This window comes from Acidovorax sp. GW821-FHT09B03, from assembly GCF_059418305.1.
This window is the reverse complement of the sequence record NZ_JBWKPP010000003.1, coordinates 320,462-335,254: the sequence shown is the minus strand read 5'-3', so window position 1 is coordinate 335,254 and position 14,793 is coordinate 320,462. Positions and strand designations below refer to the sequence as shown.

16 protein-coding genes are annotated in these 14,793 nt (G+C 68.3%); 6 read left to right on the top strand and 10 right to left on the bottom strand.

The features are described 5' to 3' along the window. Positions 1-58: 58 nt before the first annotated feature. The gene (locus AC07PA_RS07920) at positions 59-1,882 is read right to left on the bottom strand and encodes a glycoside hydrolase family 15 protein (RefSeq protein ID WP_494608365.1); all 1,824 of its coding nucleotides are present in this window, start codon (positions 1,880-1,882) and stop codon (positions 59-61) included. Beyond that, positions 1,879-2,616 carry a trehalose-phosphatase gene (gene otsB / locus AC07PA_RS07915; protein ID WP_145694757.1) on the bottom strand — a complete coding sequence of 246 codons (738 nt, stop codon included), beginning with the start codon at positions 2,614-2,616 and terminating at the stop codon, positions 1,879-1,881. Before otsB ends, AC07PA_RS07920 begins: the two co-directional genes overlap by 4 nt. Before the next feature lie 238 nt (positions 2,617-2,854). Between otsB and trxC the strand changes: the two genes are divergently transcribed. After that, a complete protein-coding gene (trxC, locus tag AC07PA_RS07910; protein WP_145694756.1) occupies positions 2,855-3,295 on the top strand; it encodes a thioredoxin TrxC in 441 nt (146 codons plus the stop codon). A 177-nt stretch (positions 3,296-3,472) separates the two neighbouring features. Here the strand turns inward: trxC and AC07PA_RS07905 are convergent, their stop codons facing one another. The 4 genes from AC07PA_RS07905 to AC07PA_RS07890 are packed head-to-tail and all read right to left on the bottom strand — an operon-like array spanning position 3,473 to position 5,877. Next, positions 3,473-3,955, bottom strand: coding sequence for a DoxX family protein (locus AC07PA_RS07905; protein ID WP_494608364.1), 483 nt, complete (start codon positions 3,953-3,955; stop codon positions 3,473-3,475). After that, positions 3,952-4,734 (bottom strand): HvfC/BufC family peptide modification chaperone, encoded by a 783-nt coding sequence (locus AC07PA_RS07900; RefSeq protein WP_494608363.1) that lies wholly within the window; start codon positions 4,732-4,734, stop codon positions 3,952-3,954. Before AC07PA_RS07900 ends, AC07PA_RS07905 begins: the two co-directional genes overlap by 4 nt. Continuing rightward, complete coding sequence (gene bufB, locus AC07PA_RS07895; RefSeq protein WP_494608362.1) at positions 4,725-5,561, bottom strand: MNIO family bufferin maturase; 837 nt, start codon at positions 5,559-5,561, stop codon at positions 4,725-4,727. The genes AC07PA_RS07900 and bufB overlap by 10 nt, the downstream gene beginning before the upstream one ends. 22 nt (positions 5,562-5,583) lie before the next feature. After that, positions 5,584-5,877, bottom strand: a complete 294-nt coding sequence (locus tag AC07PA_RS07890) for a BufA1 family periplasmic bufferin-type metallophore (RefSeq protein WP_409957850.1) — start codon at positions 5,875-5,877, stop codon at positions 5,584-5,586. 208 nt (positions 5,878-6,085) lie between these two features. Between AC07PA_RS07890 and AC07PA_RS07885 the strand changes: the two genes are divergently transcribed. After that, positions 6,086-6,628 carry a sigma-70 family RNA polymerase sigma factor gene (locus tag AC07PA_RS07885; RefSeq protein ID WP_494608361.1) on the top strand — a complete coding sequence of 181 codons (543 nt, stop codon included), beginning with the start codon at positions 6,086-6,088 and terminating at the stop codon, positions 6,626-6,628. Beyond that, a complete protein-coding gene (locus tag AC07PA_RS07880; protein ID WP_494608360.1) occupies positions 6,625-7,266 on the top strand; it encodes a DUF1109 domain-containing protein in 642 nt (213 codons plus the stop codon). Before AC07PA_RS07885 ends, AC07PA_RS07880 begins: the two co-directional genes overlap by 4 nt. Before the next feature lie 9 nt (positions 7,267-7,275). Here the strand turns inward: AC07PA_RS07880 and AC07PA_RS07875 are convergent, their stop codons facing one another. Continuing rightward, complete coding sequence (locus tag AC07PA_RS07875) at positions 7,276-8,517, bottom strand: multifunctional CCA addition/repair protein (protein WP_494608359.1); 1,242 nt, start codon at positions 8,515-8,517, stop codon at positions 7,276-7,278. Positions 8,518-8,604: 87 nt separating this feature from the next. On the opposite strand from AC07PA_RS07875, the gene AC07PA_RS07870 reads away from it, so the two are divergent. Next, complete coding sequence (locus tag AC07PA_RS07870; RefSeq protein ID WP_007856543.1) at positions 8,605-9,060, top strand: hypothetical protein; 456 nt, start codon at positions 8,605-8,607, stop codon at positions 9,058-9,060. 7 nt (positions 9,061-9,067) lie between these two features. Here AC07PA_RS07870 and AC07PA_RS07865 read toward each other — a convergent pair whose 3' ends face one another. Then, a complete protein-coding gene (locus tag AC07PA_RS07865; protein WP_007856544.1) occupies positions 9,068-9,376 on the bottom strand; it encodes an NIPSNAP family protein in 309 nt (102 codons plus the stop codon). A gap of 10 nt (positions 9,377-9,386) precedes the next feature. Then, on the bottom strand, positions 9,387-10,073 hold the full coding sequence (locus tag AC07PA_RS07860; protein ID WP_494608358.1) for a glutathione S-transferase family protein: 687 nt from the start codon (positions 10,071-10,073) through the stop codon (positions 9,387-9,389). Positions 10,074-10,310: 237 nt separating this feature from the next. On the opposite strand from AC07PA_RS07860, the gene AC07PA_RS07855 reads away from it, so the two are divergent. Beyond that, complete coding sequence (locus tag AC07PA_RS07855) at positions 10,311-12,071, top strand: sensor domain-containing diguanylate cyclase (RefSeq protein WP_494655368.1); 1,761 nt, start codon at positions 10,311-10,313, stop codon at positions 12,069-12,071. A 139-nt stretch (positions 12,072-12,210) separates the two neighbouring features. On the opposite strand, the gene AC07PA_RS07850 is transcribed toward AC07PA_RS07855, so the two are convergent. Continuing rightward, positions 12,211-12,783 (bottom strand): 5-formyltetrahydrofolate cyclo-ligase, encoded by a 573-nt coding sequence (locus AC07PA_RS07850; RefSeq protein ID WP_007856547.1) that lies wholly within the window; start codon positions 12,781-12,783, stop codon positions 12,211-12,213. A gap of 14 nt (positions 12,784-12,797) precedes the next feature. Between AC07PA_RS07850 and AC07PA_RS07845 the strand changes: the two genes are divergently transcribed. Continuing rightward, positions 12,798-14,780 carry a lytic transglycosylase domain-containing protein gene (locus AC07PA_RS07845; protein ID WP_494608355.1) on the top strand — a complete coding sequence of 661 codons (1,983 nt, stop codon included), beginning with the start codon at positions 12,798-12,800 and terminating at the stop codon, positions 14,778-14,780. Positions 14,781-14,793: the final 13 nt, after the last annotated feature.

The following is a 14,793-nucleotide window of genomic DNA, read 5'->3' as shown; positions in this document are numbered from 1 at the left end:
CCCGCCATCATCCCTGCGGATGGCGGCGCGGCCTGTGGGACAGGGCCGCGACCGGTGTTCAAATCACGCTGTCCCACTTGGCCGACAGGCGCACTGCTGCGTTGATCACTCCCACCATCGAGTAGGTCTGCGGGAAGTTGCCCCACATCTCCTGGGTCTCGGGGTGTGTGTCTTCCGACAGCAGGCCCAACGGGTTGCGTGCGGCGAGCATGGTCTCGAAGATGGCCCGTGCCTCGTCCTTGCGGCCGATACGCGCCAGCGCGTCGATGCGCCAGAAGGTGCAGATGTTGAAGGCGGTCTCGGGCTTGCCGAAGTCGTCGGCGGCCTCGTAGCGGCGCATGTAGGGGCCGTCGCACAGGCTTTTTTCCATAGCCTCGACCGTGCTCACGAAGCGCGGGTCCTTGGGGTCGATCAGGCCGACCTCGGCCATCAGCAGCACGCTGGCGTCGAGCTCGTTGCCGCCGAAGCTTTCGGCGAAGGCCTGGCGCGATTCGCTCCACGACTTGGTGATGATCTCCTCCTGCATGCGCTGGGCATGGCCGTGCCAGTATGCGGCGCGGTCGGGCAGGCTCAGGGCGGTGGCGATCTTGGCCAGGCGGTCGCAGGCCGCCCAGCTCATGAGGGCCGAGGAGGTGTGCACCCGCGCCCGCGTGCGCAGCTCCCACATGCCCGCATCGGGCTGGCCGTAGACGCGCACCGCGTTCTCGCCCACCTGCTCGAGCCGCGTGAACTCGCCCAGGCCCGCGCGGTGCAGAAGCCGGTGGTCGTGGAAAGCCTGGGCGGCACCGAGCACGATGTTGCCGTACACGTCGTGCTGGAAATGCTCGGCCGCCTGGTTGCCCACGCGCACCGGGCCCATGCCGCGGTAGCCGGCCAGCTGCGGCATCATGGATTCGGGCAGCTCGCGCTCCAGGCCGATGCCGTACAGCGGCTGGATGTGGCCGCTGCCGGCATCCACCACCACGTTGCTCAGCCAGCGCAGGTAGTCCTCCATCGTGCCCACCTCGGAGATGCTGTTGAGCGCGCGCACCACGAAGAAGGCGTCGCGCAGCCAGCAGTAGCGGTAGTCCCAGTTGCGCCCGCTGTGGGCGGACTCGGGGATGCTGGTGGTCATGGCCGCCACGATGGCGCCCGTGTCCTCGTACAGCGAGAGCTTGAGCGTGATGGCCGCACGGATCACCGCATCCTGCCACTCCAGCGGCACGGCCAGGGCCCGGCTCCAGCCGCGCCAGTAGGTGGTGGTCTCCTGCTCGAACAGGCGCGCCGTGTCGGCGATGCCGTCGAGCAGGCTCTCGTCGGCGCCCAGGATGAAGTTGTGCTCGCGCGTGAGCACGAAGGGCTGGCCCGAGAGCACGTGCGAGACCGGTGCGTCGGTGGACAGGCGCAGCGCCATGCTGCCGCCCACGTAGCGGATGTGGTTGCTGCCGCGCGTGATCTGGGGCTCGCTCTGGCCCCAGTCGTAGCGCACCTTGATGGCCACGCGGATGCGCGGCGAGCCCTGGATGGGCCGCACGCGGCGCACCAGCGTCATGGGCCGGAAGAAGCGCGAGCGGCTGAAGAAGCGCGGCGCGAAGTCGGTGATCTCCACGCCATGCCCGGCCTTGTCGAACAGCTGCGTGCGCAGGATGGCGGTATTCGGTTCGTACCACTGGTGCGCCGACGCCATGTCCTCGATCTCGATGGCGAAGTGGCTGCCCTCGTCGCCCGGCTGCAGCAGGGCGTTGAAGACCGGGTCGCCATCGAAGCGTGGCAGGCAGCACCAGACCATGCGCGCATGGTTGTCGATCAGGGCGCTGATGGCGCAATTGCCGATCATGCCCAGGTTGAGCGAGCCCTGCTGCGGGTCCACGGCTGCGGTGTTGTGGTCGTTCGTGGTCGTCATCGTGCGCGCTCCCAGGAGGTTCGTGCCGCCGACAGCCAGCCGCGCAATGCGGCCGGCGTCATGCAGCGGTGGTGTGCCTGCGTCGGGCCTTCGCCCACCTTGATGCCCCAGCCACCCAGGGCATGCACGGCGGCAAAGCCGGCTTCGTCGGTCACGTCGTCACCCGCGAAGACGGGTACGCGGCCGGCGAACGGCGGCTGGGTCATGAAGTCGGTGATGGCCTGGCCCTTGTCCACGCCGCGGGGCTTGGCTTCGAACACGAACTTGCCCTCCATGAGTTCCAGGCCGTGCACCTTGCGCAGTGCGGTGAGCATGGTTTCGCGGCAGAGGTCCTCCAGGTGCGGTGCCAGCCGGTAGTGCAGGGCCACGCTGGCGCGCTTGGGCTCGACCAGCAGGCCGGCGTACTGCACGGCCAGTTGCGTGGCGGCCTGCAGCACGGGCTCCAGGTTGGGCGGGGCGATGGCCGGGCGCGAGCCGTCGGCCAGGCGGTACTGCGATCCGTGCTCGCTGGCCACGGGCAGGCACAAGGGGTCCAGGAAATGGTCGATATCGCTTTCGCGCCGGCCTGTGACGATGGCCAGTGCGCCATCGAGGTGCGTGCTCAGTGCCGCGAGGGTGGGTACGAGGCCCGAGGAGATGCGCACGGCCTCGGGCCGGGGCGCCATCTCGGTGAGGGTGCCGTCGAAATCAAGGAAAAGCGCATGGGCTGGTGTCAGGGATGGGAGCAGCTGCATGTGGCGGCACCTTAGCAGACGGGTCGGTGCCTTGCCAGCGTGCCACAGATGCTGTGCGGGCACCTCGACAGCGCCCCGTTCGCGCCGCGAAGCCGCGCCAGGCTTGGGCCTGCGCGCAATGGGGGCTTGCAAACCGCGCGCTGCATCCCCATTGTCACAAGATGAAAATGGCCATTTGTCTTACAAGCAGCACCACCCGCCCAGCGCACGCTGCGGCGTGCTCCACGGAGATTTTCGCGTGACCGAAGAAGCATCACCCCACATCGTCTGCCCCCACTGCCACACCACCAACCGCGTCAAGCGCGCCGACTTGGAGCAAGCCCCCGATTGCGGCAGTTGCCACCAGCCCCTGTTTGCCGGTGCGCCCGTGGCACTCGACGGCACCTCGTTCGACAAGCACATCGGCCGCAGCCACCTGCCGGTGGTGGTGGATTTCTGGGCACCCTGGTGCGGCCCCTGCCTGCAGATGGCACCGGCCTTCGCCCAGGCCGCGCGCGACCTGGAACCCCAGGTGCAACTGGCCAAGCTCGACACCGAGGCCCACCAGGCGATCGCGGGCCGCTTCGGAATCCGCAGCATCCCGACCATGATCGTCTTCAAGGAAGGGCGCGAGGCCGCTCGCGTCTCCGGTTCTATGAACGCCAGCGACATCGCGCGCTGGGTGCGCAGCGTGGCCTGAAGTGAGCACCCCCTGAGTCGCTTCGCGCCTTCACCCCTCTCTCGCATTGCTGCGCAATGCGGGAGGGGGACGCCCCCAGCGCGGCGGGGCGGCCCTTGCGCGGGGGCGCTGGCTTGGGCCGCGCCAGTTTCCATGCGTCCCGGGTGGCGCGAGCGCATTGAATCAACAACCGGCTCCTCAGCGGACGCCCAGGGCGTGGTCCAGCGAGATGCTGCCGGCACCGCGCCCCGCCAGGTACAGCAGCAGCCCGGCCCATGACAGGTGCGTGGGCCAGGCATCCGGGTAGACGAAAACCTGGATCACCAGCGTCATGCCCAGCAGCGCCAGTGCCGACAGGCGCGTGCACAGGCCCAGCACCAGCAGCACCGGGAACACATGCTCGGCCACGGTGGCCATCTGCGCGGCCAGCTCGGGCGGCAGCAAGGGCAGCTTGTACTCCTCGCGGAACAGCAGGTAGGCGCTGTCCGAGATGGTGAACCAGCCCTCGACCTTGGTGCGCGCCGACAGGAAGAAGATGGCGGCAATGCCCAGGCGATTGACCAGGGCCAGCAGGCTGTGCGGCGTGAGCCATGCCATGCCATCGGCCAGCCGGCCCAACCAATGCCGGGGTCCGGTGGAGGGTGCCGTGGGTGTGGCCTGGGGATAGGGCGTGGTGTTCATGGTGTGTTCTCGGGAAGGTGGGATGGGGCGCACAGGGCGCCGGCCTGCAGCAACTGCGCCATCAGTGCGGTGAGGTCGGCTTCGGGCTCTGCCTGCAGCGCCTGGGTTGCGGCAAGCTCCAGCGGCAGGCCCGCGGTGCAGGCGTCCAGAAAGGCCACGCCCGCGCGCGACAGCAGGGTCCATTGCACGGCCGCCTCGGGGCGGGTGAGCAGGGCGCCATCGCCGGTCCAGGGCAGCTCAGCCTCCATGGGCGTGCCTTCGCGCTGGCGTTGCCAGAGTTCGCTGGCCGGATGGTCCTCGCTCCAGGCCCAGCGCGCGGCGGGGTGCGGCGCCAGGCACAGGCCGGCCAGGGCTTCGGGCGGCTGCGAGGCCAGCCAAGCTGCGTCGAGCACGGGTGCATCGGCCGCGAGGTGGCTTTCGGTCCAGCAGCGGTCCAGGTGGGCCACCGCGGGCAGGTAGGGCAGGCCGGCCGCCGGCCCGAAGCTGCGCAAGAACTCCGCCAGGCCCTGGCCATAGGCCATGAGCCGGGAGTCTTCCGGCGGGTTCTCCTGAACAAACCGGTCTGCCGCCGCACGGAACCAGTCTTCGCCGACCAGCGCGCAGACGGTGGGGTAGTTGGCCTGCAACGCATCGATGCAGGCCTTGCGCACGGTGTTGCGGTACACGGCGAAGCCGGGTTGCGACTGCAGGGCCGAAAGCCATGCTGCAGCCTGCATGGGGCCGCCGGTGCCGGGCAAAAGCGCATCGGCCAAGCCGTCCTGGAATGTGCTCAATTGCATGGCAGGGCCTCGGTCAGAGCCCGATGGGCGCGGTTGCGCTCGGCCAGCAGTACCTCGAACGCCGGCAACTGGTCGTCGCGCTCGATCAGGGTCGGCAGCGGGCCGGTGGCTGCGATCACGCGCTGGTACAGCCGCCAGACGGCATCGGCCACCGGTGCATCGTGGCTGTCGATCAGCAGGGCGTTGCCCAGCGACGGGTCGGCCTGGTGGCCGGCCAGGTGGATCTCGGCCACGGCATGCAGGGGAAAGGCATCGAGGTAGTCCTCGGCGTGGTTGCCCAGGTTGTGGGCGCTCACATGCACATTGTTCACGTCCAGCAGCAGGCGGCAGCCGGTGCGCTGCACCAGCTCGGTCAGGAAATCGGTCTCGGACCAGTCATGGCCCTCGATGTGCAGGTAGTGCGTGGGGTTTTCGATGGCGATGGGGCGCTGCAGCACGTCCTGCGTGCGCGCGATGTTGGCAGCTATGCGTGCCAGCGCCGCATGGGTGCGCGGAAATGGCAGCAGGTCGGGCAGGTAGTGGCCGCGCCAGGTGGACCAGGCCAGGTGCTCGGAGACGATGACCGGCTCGATGCGCCGGGCCAGTGCCGCCAGCCGTGCGAGGTGGCCTTCATCGGGCGGCGCATCGGCCGCCAGCGACAGCGACACCCCGTGCAGGGCCACCGGATGCCGCGCACGGATGGCTTCGAGCCAGGCCAGGCGCGGGCCGCCGTCGGCCAGGTAATTCTCGGGGTGAACCTCCCACCACAGGCCGGGGTCGGTGCATTGCACAGCCTCGGTGTAGTGCTGGGGCTTGAGCCCCAGGCCCGCGGTGGGATGCGTTGGCATAGTGCTGGGCAAGTGCGCTGGATCAGCTCTTCATGGGCGTGAGCGAGCCCATGCCCTTGGGCGTCTTGATCGACGCGCAGGTGCCGGCGGGCACGAACTTCCAGGCATTGGCCTGGTAGTCCACCTTCGAGGTGCCGGCACAGGTGGTGCCGGCGCCTGCGGCGCAATCGTTCTTGCCGGCCATGGACACGCCATAGCATTTCTCCATGGCAGGCTTGGCTGCGGCATCCGTGGCGGGCTTGGTCTGTGCGATGGCTGCGCCGGATGCAAGGGCTGCAAGCGCCAGGGCGCCGAGGCTGAGGGTGCGTGAAGTCATGGCGGGTTCTCCGAAAAATAGAAAAGTGTTGGTACGAACATGCAGACCGGAGTGCTTGTGCGGTGCGCACCGTGGCGGCCGATCTGCGTTGTAATTCGCAGTGGCAGGCGGGCGGGTTACACCGGCCACAAAAAAAGAGCACAACAAATTTTTCTGCCCCGCTGTAACCGGGCGGCCCGTGGTTGCGAATACCTGTCAGGGAGAGAGCATGGACATCGAAGAAAGGCTGCGCGGTTTGCTGTTGTTGGGGCTGGACGCCGATGCAGCGGCCTACCAGCGCTTCCTCAAGGAGCTGAGTGCCCACCTGCGCGCCTTTTTGCGCCGCCGGCTGGCGCAGCGGCCCGACGAGGTGGAGGACCTGGTGCAGGAGACGCTGCTGGCGGTGCACAACCAGCGCCACACCTACCGGCCCGAGATGCCGGTGACGGCCTGGGCGCATGCGATCGCGCGCTACAAGCTCATCGACTGGCTGCGCTCGCACCGGGTCAAGGAAGGGCTCAACGACCCGCTGGACGATGCTAACGAGATGTTCTCGACCAGCGACAGCGATGCGGCCCAGGCCCGGCGTGACCTGGGCCAGTTGCTGCAGACGCTGCCGGACCGCCAGCGCTTGCCCATCGTGCATGTGAAGCTCGAAGGCCTGTCGGTGGTGGAGACGGCGCAACTCACGGGGCTGTCGGAATCGGCAGTCAAAATCGGCGTGCACCGGGGACTCAAGGCCCTGGCCGCCAAGATCAGGGGAATGGCATGAGAACCGAAGAATTGATCCAGTTGCTGGCCACCGATGCCGGGCCGGTGCCGGCCCGGGCCATCGAGCGCCGCTTTGCCGTGGCCTCGGTCGCAGGCATCGCCGGGGCGGCCGTGCTCATGGCCGCGGTGTTCGGCGTGCGGTACGATCTGGTGCAGACCATGGGCCTGCCCATGTTCTGGGGCAAGCTGGTGTTTGCCGCCGCGCTGGCTGCCGCCGGTATCGCCCTGCTGCGCCGCATGGCGCGCCCGGGCATGGCGGTGGGCCGTGCAGCGGCCTTGCTGGCCGTGCCCCCGCTGCTGCTGTGGGGCATGGCGGCGGGCGCCCTGTCGCAGGCCGATCCGGCCGAGCGCATGGCGCTCATCCTGGGCAGCACCTGGCGCAGTTGCCCGTTCAACATCGCGCTGCTGTCGGTTCCGGCCTTCATCGCCAGCTTCTGGGCCTTGAAGGGTGCGGCCCCCACGCGCCTGGGCTGGGCTGGAGCGGGTGCCGGCCTGCTGTCGGGTGCACTGGGGGCGCTGGTCTATGCGCTGCATTGCCCCGAAATGGCCTCTCCCTTCATCGCCGTGTGGTACCTGGCTGGCATGGCCTTGCCCACGGCGCTGGGCGCCGTGCTCGGGCCCCGCCTGCTGCGCTGGTAGCCCAGGCCCTCAGGCAGGGTTGGCGGCCAGCCACTGCGCCACGGCCTGTACGCGTGCCTGGTGGATCAGGTCGCCGACCTGCGGACCGCTCAGGCCCTTGGCGGCGGCCTTGGCTGCAATCTCCCGCGTGACCACCGACTGCGCGGCGGCCAGCACGGCCAGCAGGCGCGGGCGCTGCGGGTAGGGGTTGTCTTCCATGCCCAGGCGGCCACGCGCATCGCATTCGCAGGCCAACAGGATGTCGGGCAGCCGGCCTGGCTTGCGCAGCGCGTCGCAGCGCTCCAGCAGGCGCACCAGTGGGGCGGCAGCCAGATCGCCGCTGCGGTGGATGTTGCCGTGCTCGCGCGCCACCACGTCGGCGATCTCGCGGCAGTCCACGGGCACGCGCAGGCGCTCGGCCAGGTCCTGCAGCAGCTCGGCGCTGCGCCGCTCGTGGTCGATGTGGCGTGGCAGCACGTCAACGGGTGTCGTGCCCTTGCCCAGGTCGTGCGCCAGGCAGGCAAAGCGCACGGTGAGGGGCGCATCGAGCCGCGCCGCCATGTCCAGCACCATCATCAGGTGGATGCCGGTATCCACCTCGGGGTGGTGCTCGGCGCGCTGGGGCACGCCCCACAGGCGTGCCACTTCGGGCAGCAGCACCTGCAAGGCGCCACACTCGCGCAGCACCTCGAACATGCGCGAGGGTTTCGCTTCCATCAGCCCGCGTGCGAGTTCCTGCCACACGCGCTCGGGCACCAGGTGGTCCACTTCGCCCTCGGCCACCATCTGTCGCATCAGCTCCAGGGTTTCCGGCGCCACGCTGAAGTCGGTGAAGCGCGCGGCGAAGCGCGCCAGCCGCAAGATGCGCACCGGGTCTTCGCAGAAGGCATCGGTCACATGGCGCAGCAGGCGCGCCTGCAGGTCCTTCTGGCCGTGGTACGGATCGATCAGGGTTTTCGGATCTTCGGGGCTTTGGGCGATGGCATTGATGGTCAAGTCGCGCCGCGAGAGGTCTTCCTCCAGCGTCACCTCGGGCGAGCTTTCCACCACGAAGCCGCGGTAGCCGCGCCCGCTCTTGCGTTCGGTGCGCGCCAGCGCATACTCCTCGCGCGTCTCCGGGTGCAGGAAGACCGGGAAATCGCGGCCCACGGGCAGGTAGCCCTCGGCCAGCATCTGCTCGGGCGTGGCGCCCACCACCACCCAGTCGTGGTCATTCACGGGGCGCCCGAGCAGCGCGTCGCGCACGGCGCCCCCTACCATGTAGATTTGCATGGCGGCAGTGTAGGGGAGCGGCCGGCAAGAGCGCCAATACGTTGTCAGGCCGTATAGTGCGTCCCTCACCAGCCCACGGTCGGCGCCATGTCCATCTCCTCGTCCCTCACCATCGCGCAACCCAATCCCGACGGCAGCATTCCCGTGCCCACGCCGCCCGATGCTGCCGCCAATGCCGCGGCCGAGGCCCTGCAGCGCGAAGCGCAGTTCGAGGCGATGCAGGCCCAGCTGGAGACCCTGCAGGAGATCCTGGCCAAGCCGCTCAACGAGATCCTGGCCGACCGCGACAAATTCAAGGAGACCGCCGCGGCCTGGGATTCCTTTGGTGCCATGTGGATGCTGTCGCAGCGCGCCATGAAGCGCGTCGCGCTGGACCTGGCGGCCCAGCAGGGCGTGGACGAGGACGAGGTGGTGGCCCGCGCCATGCGCCATGCCAATGCAGTGCTCAATGGCGATGGCGAGGACCTCGGCGGCATCGTCGCCCAGGTCCAACTGGCGCACATCGCGCGCCACCGGGCGCTGCTGCGCAAGCAGTTCCGGTAGGCCGCTTCTAGGAAAACACCGGCCGGAAGAAGCTGCGCTCGTAGCTGATGATGCAATCGGTCTCTTGCGCATAGCGAAAGGCCGCCTGGCAGTCAGCATCTTCCATGGACCGCTGGCGGTAGACCTCGTAGCTCGCCAGGCTCTCGAAGGTGAACAGCGCCAGCGCGATGTTGTTGGCGCCCTCGCTGGGCATGAAGTAGCCGTGGTGCTGGCCGCCGAATTTCTCGACCAGAGGGATCCACAGCTTGCCGTAGTGCTCGAATTCCTTGAGCTTGGACGTGTTCAGCACGTAGCGCAGGTAGATGGTGACGGCCATGCGCTGCTCCTCAAACGTGGCGCAGCCGGTAGGGCTCCTCGAAGTCGAGGAAATCCTTCTCGGCCAGGGCATCGTCGATCCAGGCCTTGACGCCGGGCAGGGCGCGCACGCGCTGCACGTAGGCGGCGATCTGCGGTGGCAGGGGCAGGGCGTAGCTGTGCAGGCGCATGCACACCGGGGCAAAGTAGGCGTCGGCAATGGTGAACTCGCCGAACAGCAACGGGCCGCCATGCTCTTCGAGCAGGGCGCTCCACATGGCCACCAGGCGCTCCACGTCGGCGCGCACGGCGGCCTTGTCGCGCCAGATCAGCGCGCCGGTCTCGGCCAGATCGGCCTCGACGTTCATGGGGCAGTTGCCGCGCAGGGCGGTGAAGCCGCTGTGCATTTCGGCACACACGCTGCGGGCGCGGGCGCGCGCCTTGGCGTCCGCAGGCCAAAGCTTCTTGTCGGGATGGGTTTCGGCCACGTACTCGGCGATGGCCAGGGTGTCCCAGACGACCAGGTCCGCGTCCACCAGCACTGGCACCTTGCCTGTGGGGCTCACGGGGCCGATGGCCCGCTTGAACTCCGAATCGGCTTCGAAACTGTCGAAGCGCACGCGGATTTCTTCAAAGTCGATGCCGGCCTGGCGCAGCAGCACCCAGGGGCGCATGGACCACGAGGAGTAATTCTTGTTACCGATGTAGAGCTTGGGCATGGTGGCACTCGGATGGTGATTGCAAAGGGAGGCAAGACTTCCATGCTAACGCTCCCCAGGAGCCTGCATCAATGACCGATCAAAGGGCTTTTGATGCAATTCATGCATCAAAGCCGAACTTGTCCCCTTTTTTGCAACGCTTGAAAACGGGGTGGTGCGGCACAATCGATGGTTTTGCGGGCAGTGCTCTCTTTCGACCCCTCTGGGTCGGTGTCGTTGATGCGGTCGTCGTCTTTTTTGTATTTTTTCTTCAGGGCCCTGTGCCTGCTGACGCTGGTGGCCGTGCTGCCCGCTGGTGCCCAGGCGGCGGCGGAGCGCGATGTGCCGGCCTCCCTCTCCGTGAAGGCTGGCGGCATGCCCATCGTGCCGTTCATGGGCATGTTCGAGGACAAGGGCCGCACGCTGGACATCGAACAGGTGCGCACCCCGGAGCACGAGGCCCGCTTCGCCTACCCGGACAATCCCCTGAAGGGCGCCGAATCGGACCGCGTGCTCTGGTTCCGTGTGCGCCTGCAACTGGCCGACCCGGCCGATGCCCTGCGCGAGTTTCTGCTGCTGGTGCCCACCGTGTCCACGCACGAACTGCGCTTTTACGGCCCTTACAACGCCCAGGGACGTGCGCTGGCCGAGCCCGTGGTGACCGGCATGCGCCACCCCTGGGCCACGCGCCCGGCGGATTCGGAACAGATGGCCTGGCGCTTCAGGCTGCCCGACGACCAGGTGTACACCGTGTACTTCCGGGTCGAATCGACCTTTGCCCGCTTCTACGCAGCCCGTGTCTGGGACCTCGCGGACTACCTGCAGGACACCCAGGACAAGCGCATGTTCGATGGCGTCTGCTATGGCCTGCTGATGGGCCTGGCGGTCTTCAGTACGGTGATGCTGCTGGTGTTCCGCGAGAGCATCTATGCCTGGTATCTGGTGTCGTGCATCGGCGCGCTGCTCGCGCTCGCGGGCTTCAACGGGCACACGCTGCGCTACCCGTTCGCCCACTGGCCCGCGGCCGCTGGCTTCTTCTACAGCATGGCGCCGCCCCTGTGGGCCATTTCCAAGCTGATGTTCGGCCGCAGCCTGTTGCGCCTGGCGGACTATGCACCGCGCGTGGACAAGGTGGTGCTGGCCATGGTGGCCGCGCTGGCGCTGGCGGCGGTCTATGGCCTTCTTGGGGCCCATCCGCTGTGGCTCTTCCGCCTGGTGCAGGCCTCGGTGGTGGCCTCCACCGTGGTGCTCACGGTGGGCGCCGTGCTGGCCATGCGGCGGCGCTACTGGCCGGCCGTGTTGTACAGCCTGGGGGTCACCATCCTGCTCCTGGGCATCTGCGCCATCATCGTCGCCAGCTGGGGCTGGGTGGCCTGGACACCCCAGCAGATGGACATGACGCAGACCGTGCTGGTGGCCGAATCCATCGTTTTCGCGGCGGCCATGGCCTCCCGGGTGCGCCTGCTGCGCCGGTCCGAGGAAGCGCTGACCGTGCGCACCCAGGAATTGGTCGAGGCCCTGGGCACCGATGCGCTCACCGGCGCCGCCAACCGCGCGGGCCTGACCAGCCATGGCGAGGCCGCCGTGCGCGCCGGCCAGCCCTTTGCCCTGCTGTTGCTGGACCTCGATGGTTTCAAGGGCGTCAACGACACCTACGGCCACGCCGCGGGCGACGCCGTGCTGGTGGCCATGGTGCGCCGCCTGCGCACCCAGCTGCGCGCGGGCGATCTGGTGGCGCGCCTGGGCGGTGACGAATTCGCGGTGTTGATCGCCGGCAGCCCGCCGCGCGAGGTGATCGCCGCCATGGCCCGGCGCATGGCCGCCTGCGCCGCCGAGCCCCTGGCTTTCGAAGGCCGCTCCCTGGTGGTGGGCATGAGCCTGGGCATCGCCTGCCACCCCGCGGATGGCAGTACCCTGGCCGAACTGTTGCGCGCCGCCGACAGCGCCATGTACACCTGCAAGCGCCGCCCCGAAGGCGGAGACTGCTACGCATTCGCCTCGGAACTGCAGGCAGGCTGAGCCTTTTTGGGGGCCAATTCGTCACCGGCCATGAAAAAGGGCGCACACCCATGCCAGGGCCACCGTTGAACTGGCTTTGCCAGGCCAGGGGTGGCGCGTCCCCCTGGGGGGAAGGCGCGAAGCGCCTCAGGGGGGCCGCCTAGACAGGCCAGACCACCCCGTTGTCGTTCAGGATCGCGTCCAGCGGCGCATCCCAGGATTCCGGCTCGAACTCGTCCAGGTAGCCATTGGTGAAGCCCAGGCCCACGGTGAAGGGCTTGGGCTGCAGCGTGGCCAGGGTACGGTCGTAGAAGCCGCCGCCATAGCCCAGCCGGTAGCCGCCGGGCGCATAGCCCACGCAGGGCACGAACAGCAGGGTGGGCACGATGACCTCGGTGTCCTTGGGTTTGGGGATGCCGTAGGCATCCTCTTCCATCGGGCAGCCGGGGTACCAGGCGTGGAAGGTCAGGGTCTTGTGCTGCTTGTTGACCACCGGCAGGCCGATGCGGCGCAGCTGTGGCTCGTCCAGCAACTCGCCGTCTTCCTTCCAGCGGTGCAGGGCGGGCAGCGGGTCGAACTCCCCCTTGATGGGCCAGTAGGCGCCGATTACCGTGTCGGGCCGGTTCACCAGCCAGATGCGCATCACTTGCTGTAACAAATCGGCCCGATGTAACCGATCTGGCAAATTCAGGCGTTCTTCTATCAAGGCGCGCCGCAGGGCTGCTTTGTCCATCAGATAATTCCCCCATGCAATTGACTCAGATTCTGACACCGCTGCTGGTCAGCGCCTTGCTGGCCACTGCCGCGCCCCTTGTCCAGGCGCAAACCAAGGCCGACGATACCCTGCTGGAGATGCAGCAGGCGTTCAAGCGTGGCGACCGCAAGAAACTCGAGCAATTGTTGCCCGCCGCGCGCGGCCACGTGCTCGAGCCCTGGGCCGGCTACTGGGAGCTCAAGCTGCGCCTGGGCGAGGCACCGCCCTCGGAGATCCAGTCCTTCATGCAGCGCTATGCCGGCAGCTACCAGGAAGACCGCATGCGCAATGACTGGCTGCTGCTGCTGGGCCAGCGGCGCGACTGGGCGCAGTTCGCCGAGCAGCACCCGAGCTACCGCATGTCCGACGACCGCGAGGTGCGCTGCTATGCGCTGTTGATCGACGACATCAAGGGCAGCCCCCAGCCCGGGGCCGCCGAGGACATCAAGCGCAGCTGGTACGCGCTGCGCGATGCCGACGATGGCTGCACCCATGCGGCCAGCCAGTTCTACGCGACCAAGAAGATCAGCGCCCTGGACGTCTGGCGCAAGGCGCGCTTCGCGGTGGACGCCAACCGGCCCCGCGTGGCCCGCAATGCGGTGGAGATCGTCGCCCCCGATGCCGTGGCCCAGGTCAAGGAGCTCATGGACGCACCCACCAAGTACCTCACGGCCCGTGCCACGGCCCGGGGCCAGGTGCGACAGGAGCTGGTGACGCTGGCCCTGATCAAGCTCGCCGCCGGCGATCCGGACAACGCCGCGGCCCAGCTCGACGGCAAGTGGGGCGTGCACCTCTCGCCCGAGGAGCGCAACTGGGTCTGGGGCGTGATCGGCAAGCAACTGGCCCAGAAGCTGTCGACTGAAGCCAACGCCCATTTCGCCAAGATCACCCGGGATGCCGACCTCAACGATGACCTGCTGGGCTGGAAGGTGCGCGCCGCCCTGCGCGCCGGCCAGTGGAAGGTGGTGCGCAAGGCCATCGATGCCATGAGCGAGGAAGGCCGCCAGGACAGCACCTGGGTGTACTGGAAGGCCCGCTCCCTGCTGGCCGGCAAACCGAGCGAGGCCGAGCGCGCCGAAGCCCGCCAGCTGCTCGAAGGCATTGCCAGCACGCGCGGCTTCTACGAGCAACTGGCCACGGAGGAACTGGGCCAGCGCATCACCATGCCGCCGGCACCCACCCCGCTCACGCCCGAGGAAAAAGCGGCTGCGCGCGCCAACCCGGGCCTGAACCGCGGGCTGTACGCGATCTTCCTGGGCCTGCGCGCCGAGGGCGTGCGCGAGTGGAACTACGCCACCAACCTGCATGTGCCAGGGGGCATGCCGGACCGCGAATTGCTGGCCGCCGCCGACTTCGCCTGCGCGCGCGAGGTCTGGGACCGCTGCATCAACACCAGCGAGCGCACGCGCAGCGTGATCGAGACCAGCCAGCGCTTTCCCACGCCGTTCCGCGCCGCCGTGGTCGAGCGCGCCACCGGCATCGGGCTGGACCCGGCCTATGTCTACGGCCTGATCCGCCAGGAAAGCCGCTTCATCATGGATGCGCGTTCGCACGTGGGCGCCTCGGGCCTGATGCAGGTGATGCCCGCCACGGCGCGCTGGACGGCCAAGAAGATCGGCATGAACAACTTCACGGCCGACCAGATCAACGACCGCGACACCAACATCGCCATCGGCACGGCCTACCTCAAGCTCGCGCTCGATGATTTCGCGGGCTCCATGCCCATGGCTGCAGCCGCCTACAACGCCGGCCCCGGCCGGCCGCGCAACTGGCGCAACGGCCCGGTGCTCGACGCCGCCATCTGGGCCGAGAACGTGCCCTTCGGCGAAACCCGCGACTACGTGAAGAAGGTGCTCGCCAACACCACCAACTATGCCGCCATGCTCACCGGCCAGCCCCAGTCGCTCAAGGGCCGCCTGGGAACGATCGGCCCGCGCGACGCCGCCGCGCCCGAGGTGAACAAGGATCTGCCGTAAGCAGCAGAACGGC

Excerpts from the sequence above, each read along its gene's own strand:
- AC07PA_RS07920 (WP_494608365.1), bottom strand. The coding sequence starts at position 1,882 with ATGACGACCACGAACGACCACAACACCGCAGCCGTGGACCCGCAGCAG.
- otsB (WP_145694757.1), bottom strand. The coding sequence starts at position 2,616 with ATGCAGCTGCTCCCATCCCTGACACCAGCCCATGCGCTTTTCCTTGAT.
- AC07PA_RS07905 (WP_494608364.1), bottom strand. The coding sequence starts at position 3,955 with ATGAACACCACGCCCTATCCCCAGGCCACACCCACGGCACCCTCCACC.
- AC07PA_RS07900 (WP_494608363.1), bottom strand. The coding sequence starts at position 4,734 with ATGCAATTGAGCACATTCCAGGACGGCTTGGCCGATGCGCTTTTGCCC.
- bufB (WP_494608362.1), bottom strand. The coding sequence starts at position 5,561 with ATGCCAACGCATCCCACCGCGGGCCTGGGGCTCAAGCCCCAGCACTAC.
- AC07PA_RS07890 (WP_409957850.1), bottom strand. The coding sequence starts at position 5,877 with ATGACTTCACGCACCCTCAGCCTCGGCGCCCTGGCGCTTGCAGCCCTT.
- AC07PA_RS07885 (WP_494608361.1), top strand. The coding sequence starts at position 6,086 with ATGGACATCGAAGAAAGGCTGCGCGGTTTGCTGTTGTTGGGGCTGGAC.
- AC07PA_RS07880 (WP_494608360.1), top strand. The coding sequence starts at position 6,625 with ATGAGAACCGAAGAATTGATCCAGTTGCTGGCCACCGATGCCGGGCCG.
- AC07PA_RS07875 (WP_494608359.1), bottom strand. The coding sequence starts at position 8,517 with ATGCAAATCTACATGGTAGGGGGCGCCGTGCGCGACGCGCTGCTCGGG.
- AC07PA_RS07870 (WP_007856543.1), top strand. The coding sequence starts at position 8,605 with ATGTCCATCTCCTCGTCCCTCACCATCGCGCAACCCAATCCCGACGGC.
- AC07PA_RS07865 (WP_007856544.1), bottom strand. The coding sequence starts at position 9,376 with ATGGCCGTCACCATCTACCTGCGCTACGTGCTGAACACGTCCAAGCTC.
- AC07PA_RS07860 (WP_494608358.1), bottom strand. The coding sequence starts at position 10,073 with ATGCCCAAGCTCTACATCGGTAACAAGAATTACTCCTCGTGGTCCATG.
- AC07PA_RS07850 (WP_007856547.1), bottom strand. The coding sequence starts at position 12,783 with ATGGACAAAGCAGCCCTGCGGCGCGCCTTGATAGAAGAACGCCTGAAT.
- AC07PA_RS07845 (WP_494608355.1), top strand. The coding sequence starts at position 12,798 with ATGCAATTGACTCAGATTCTGACACCGCTGCTGGTCAGCGCCTTGCTG.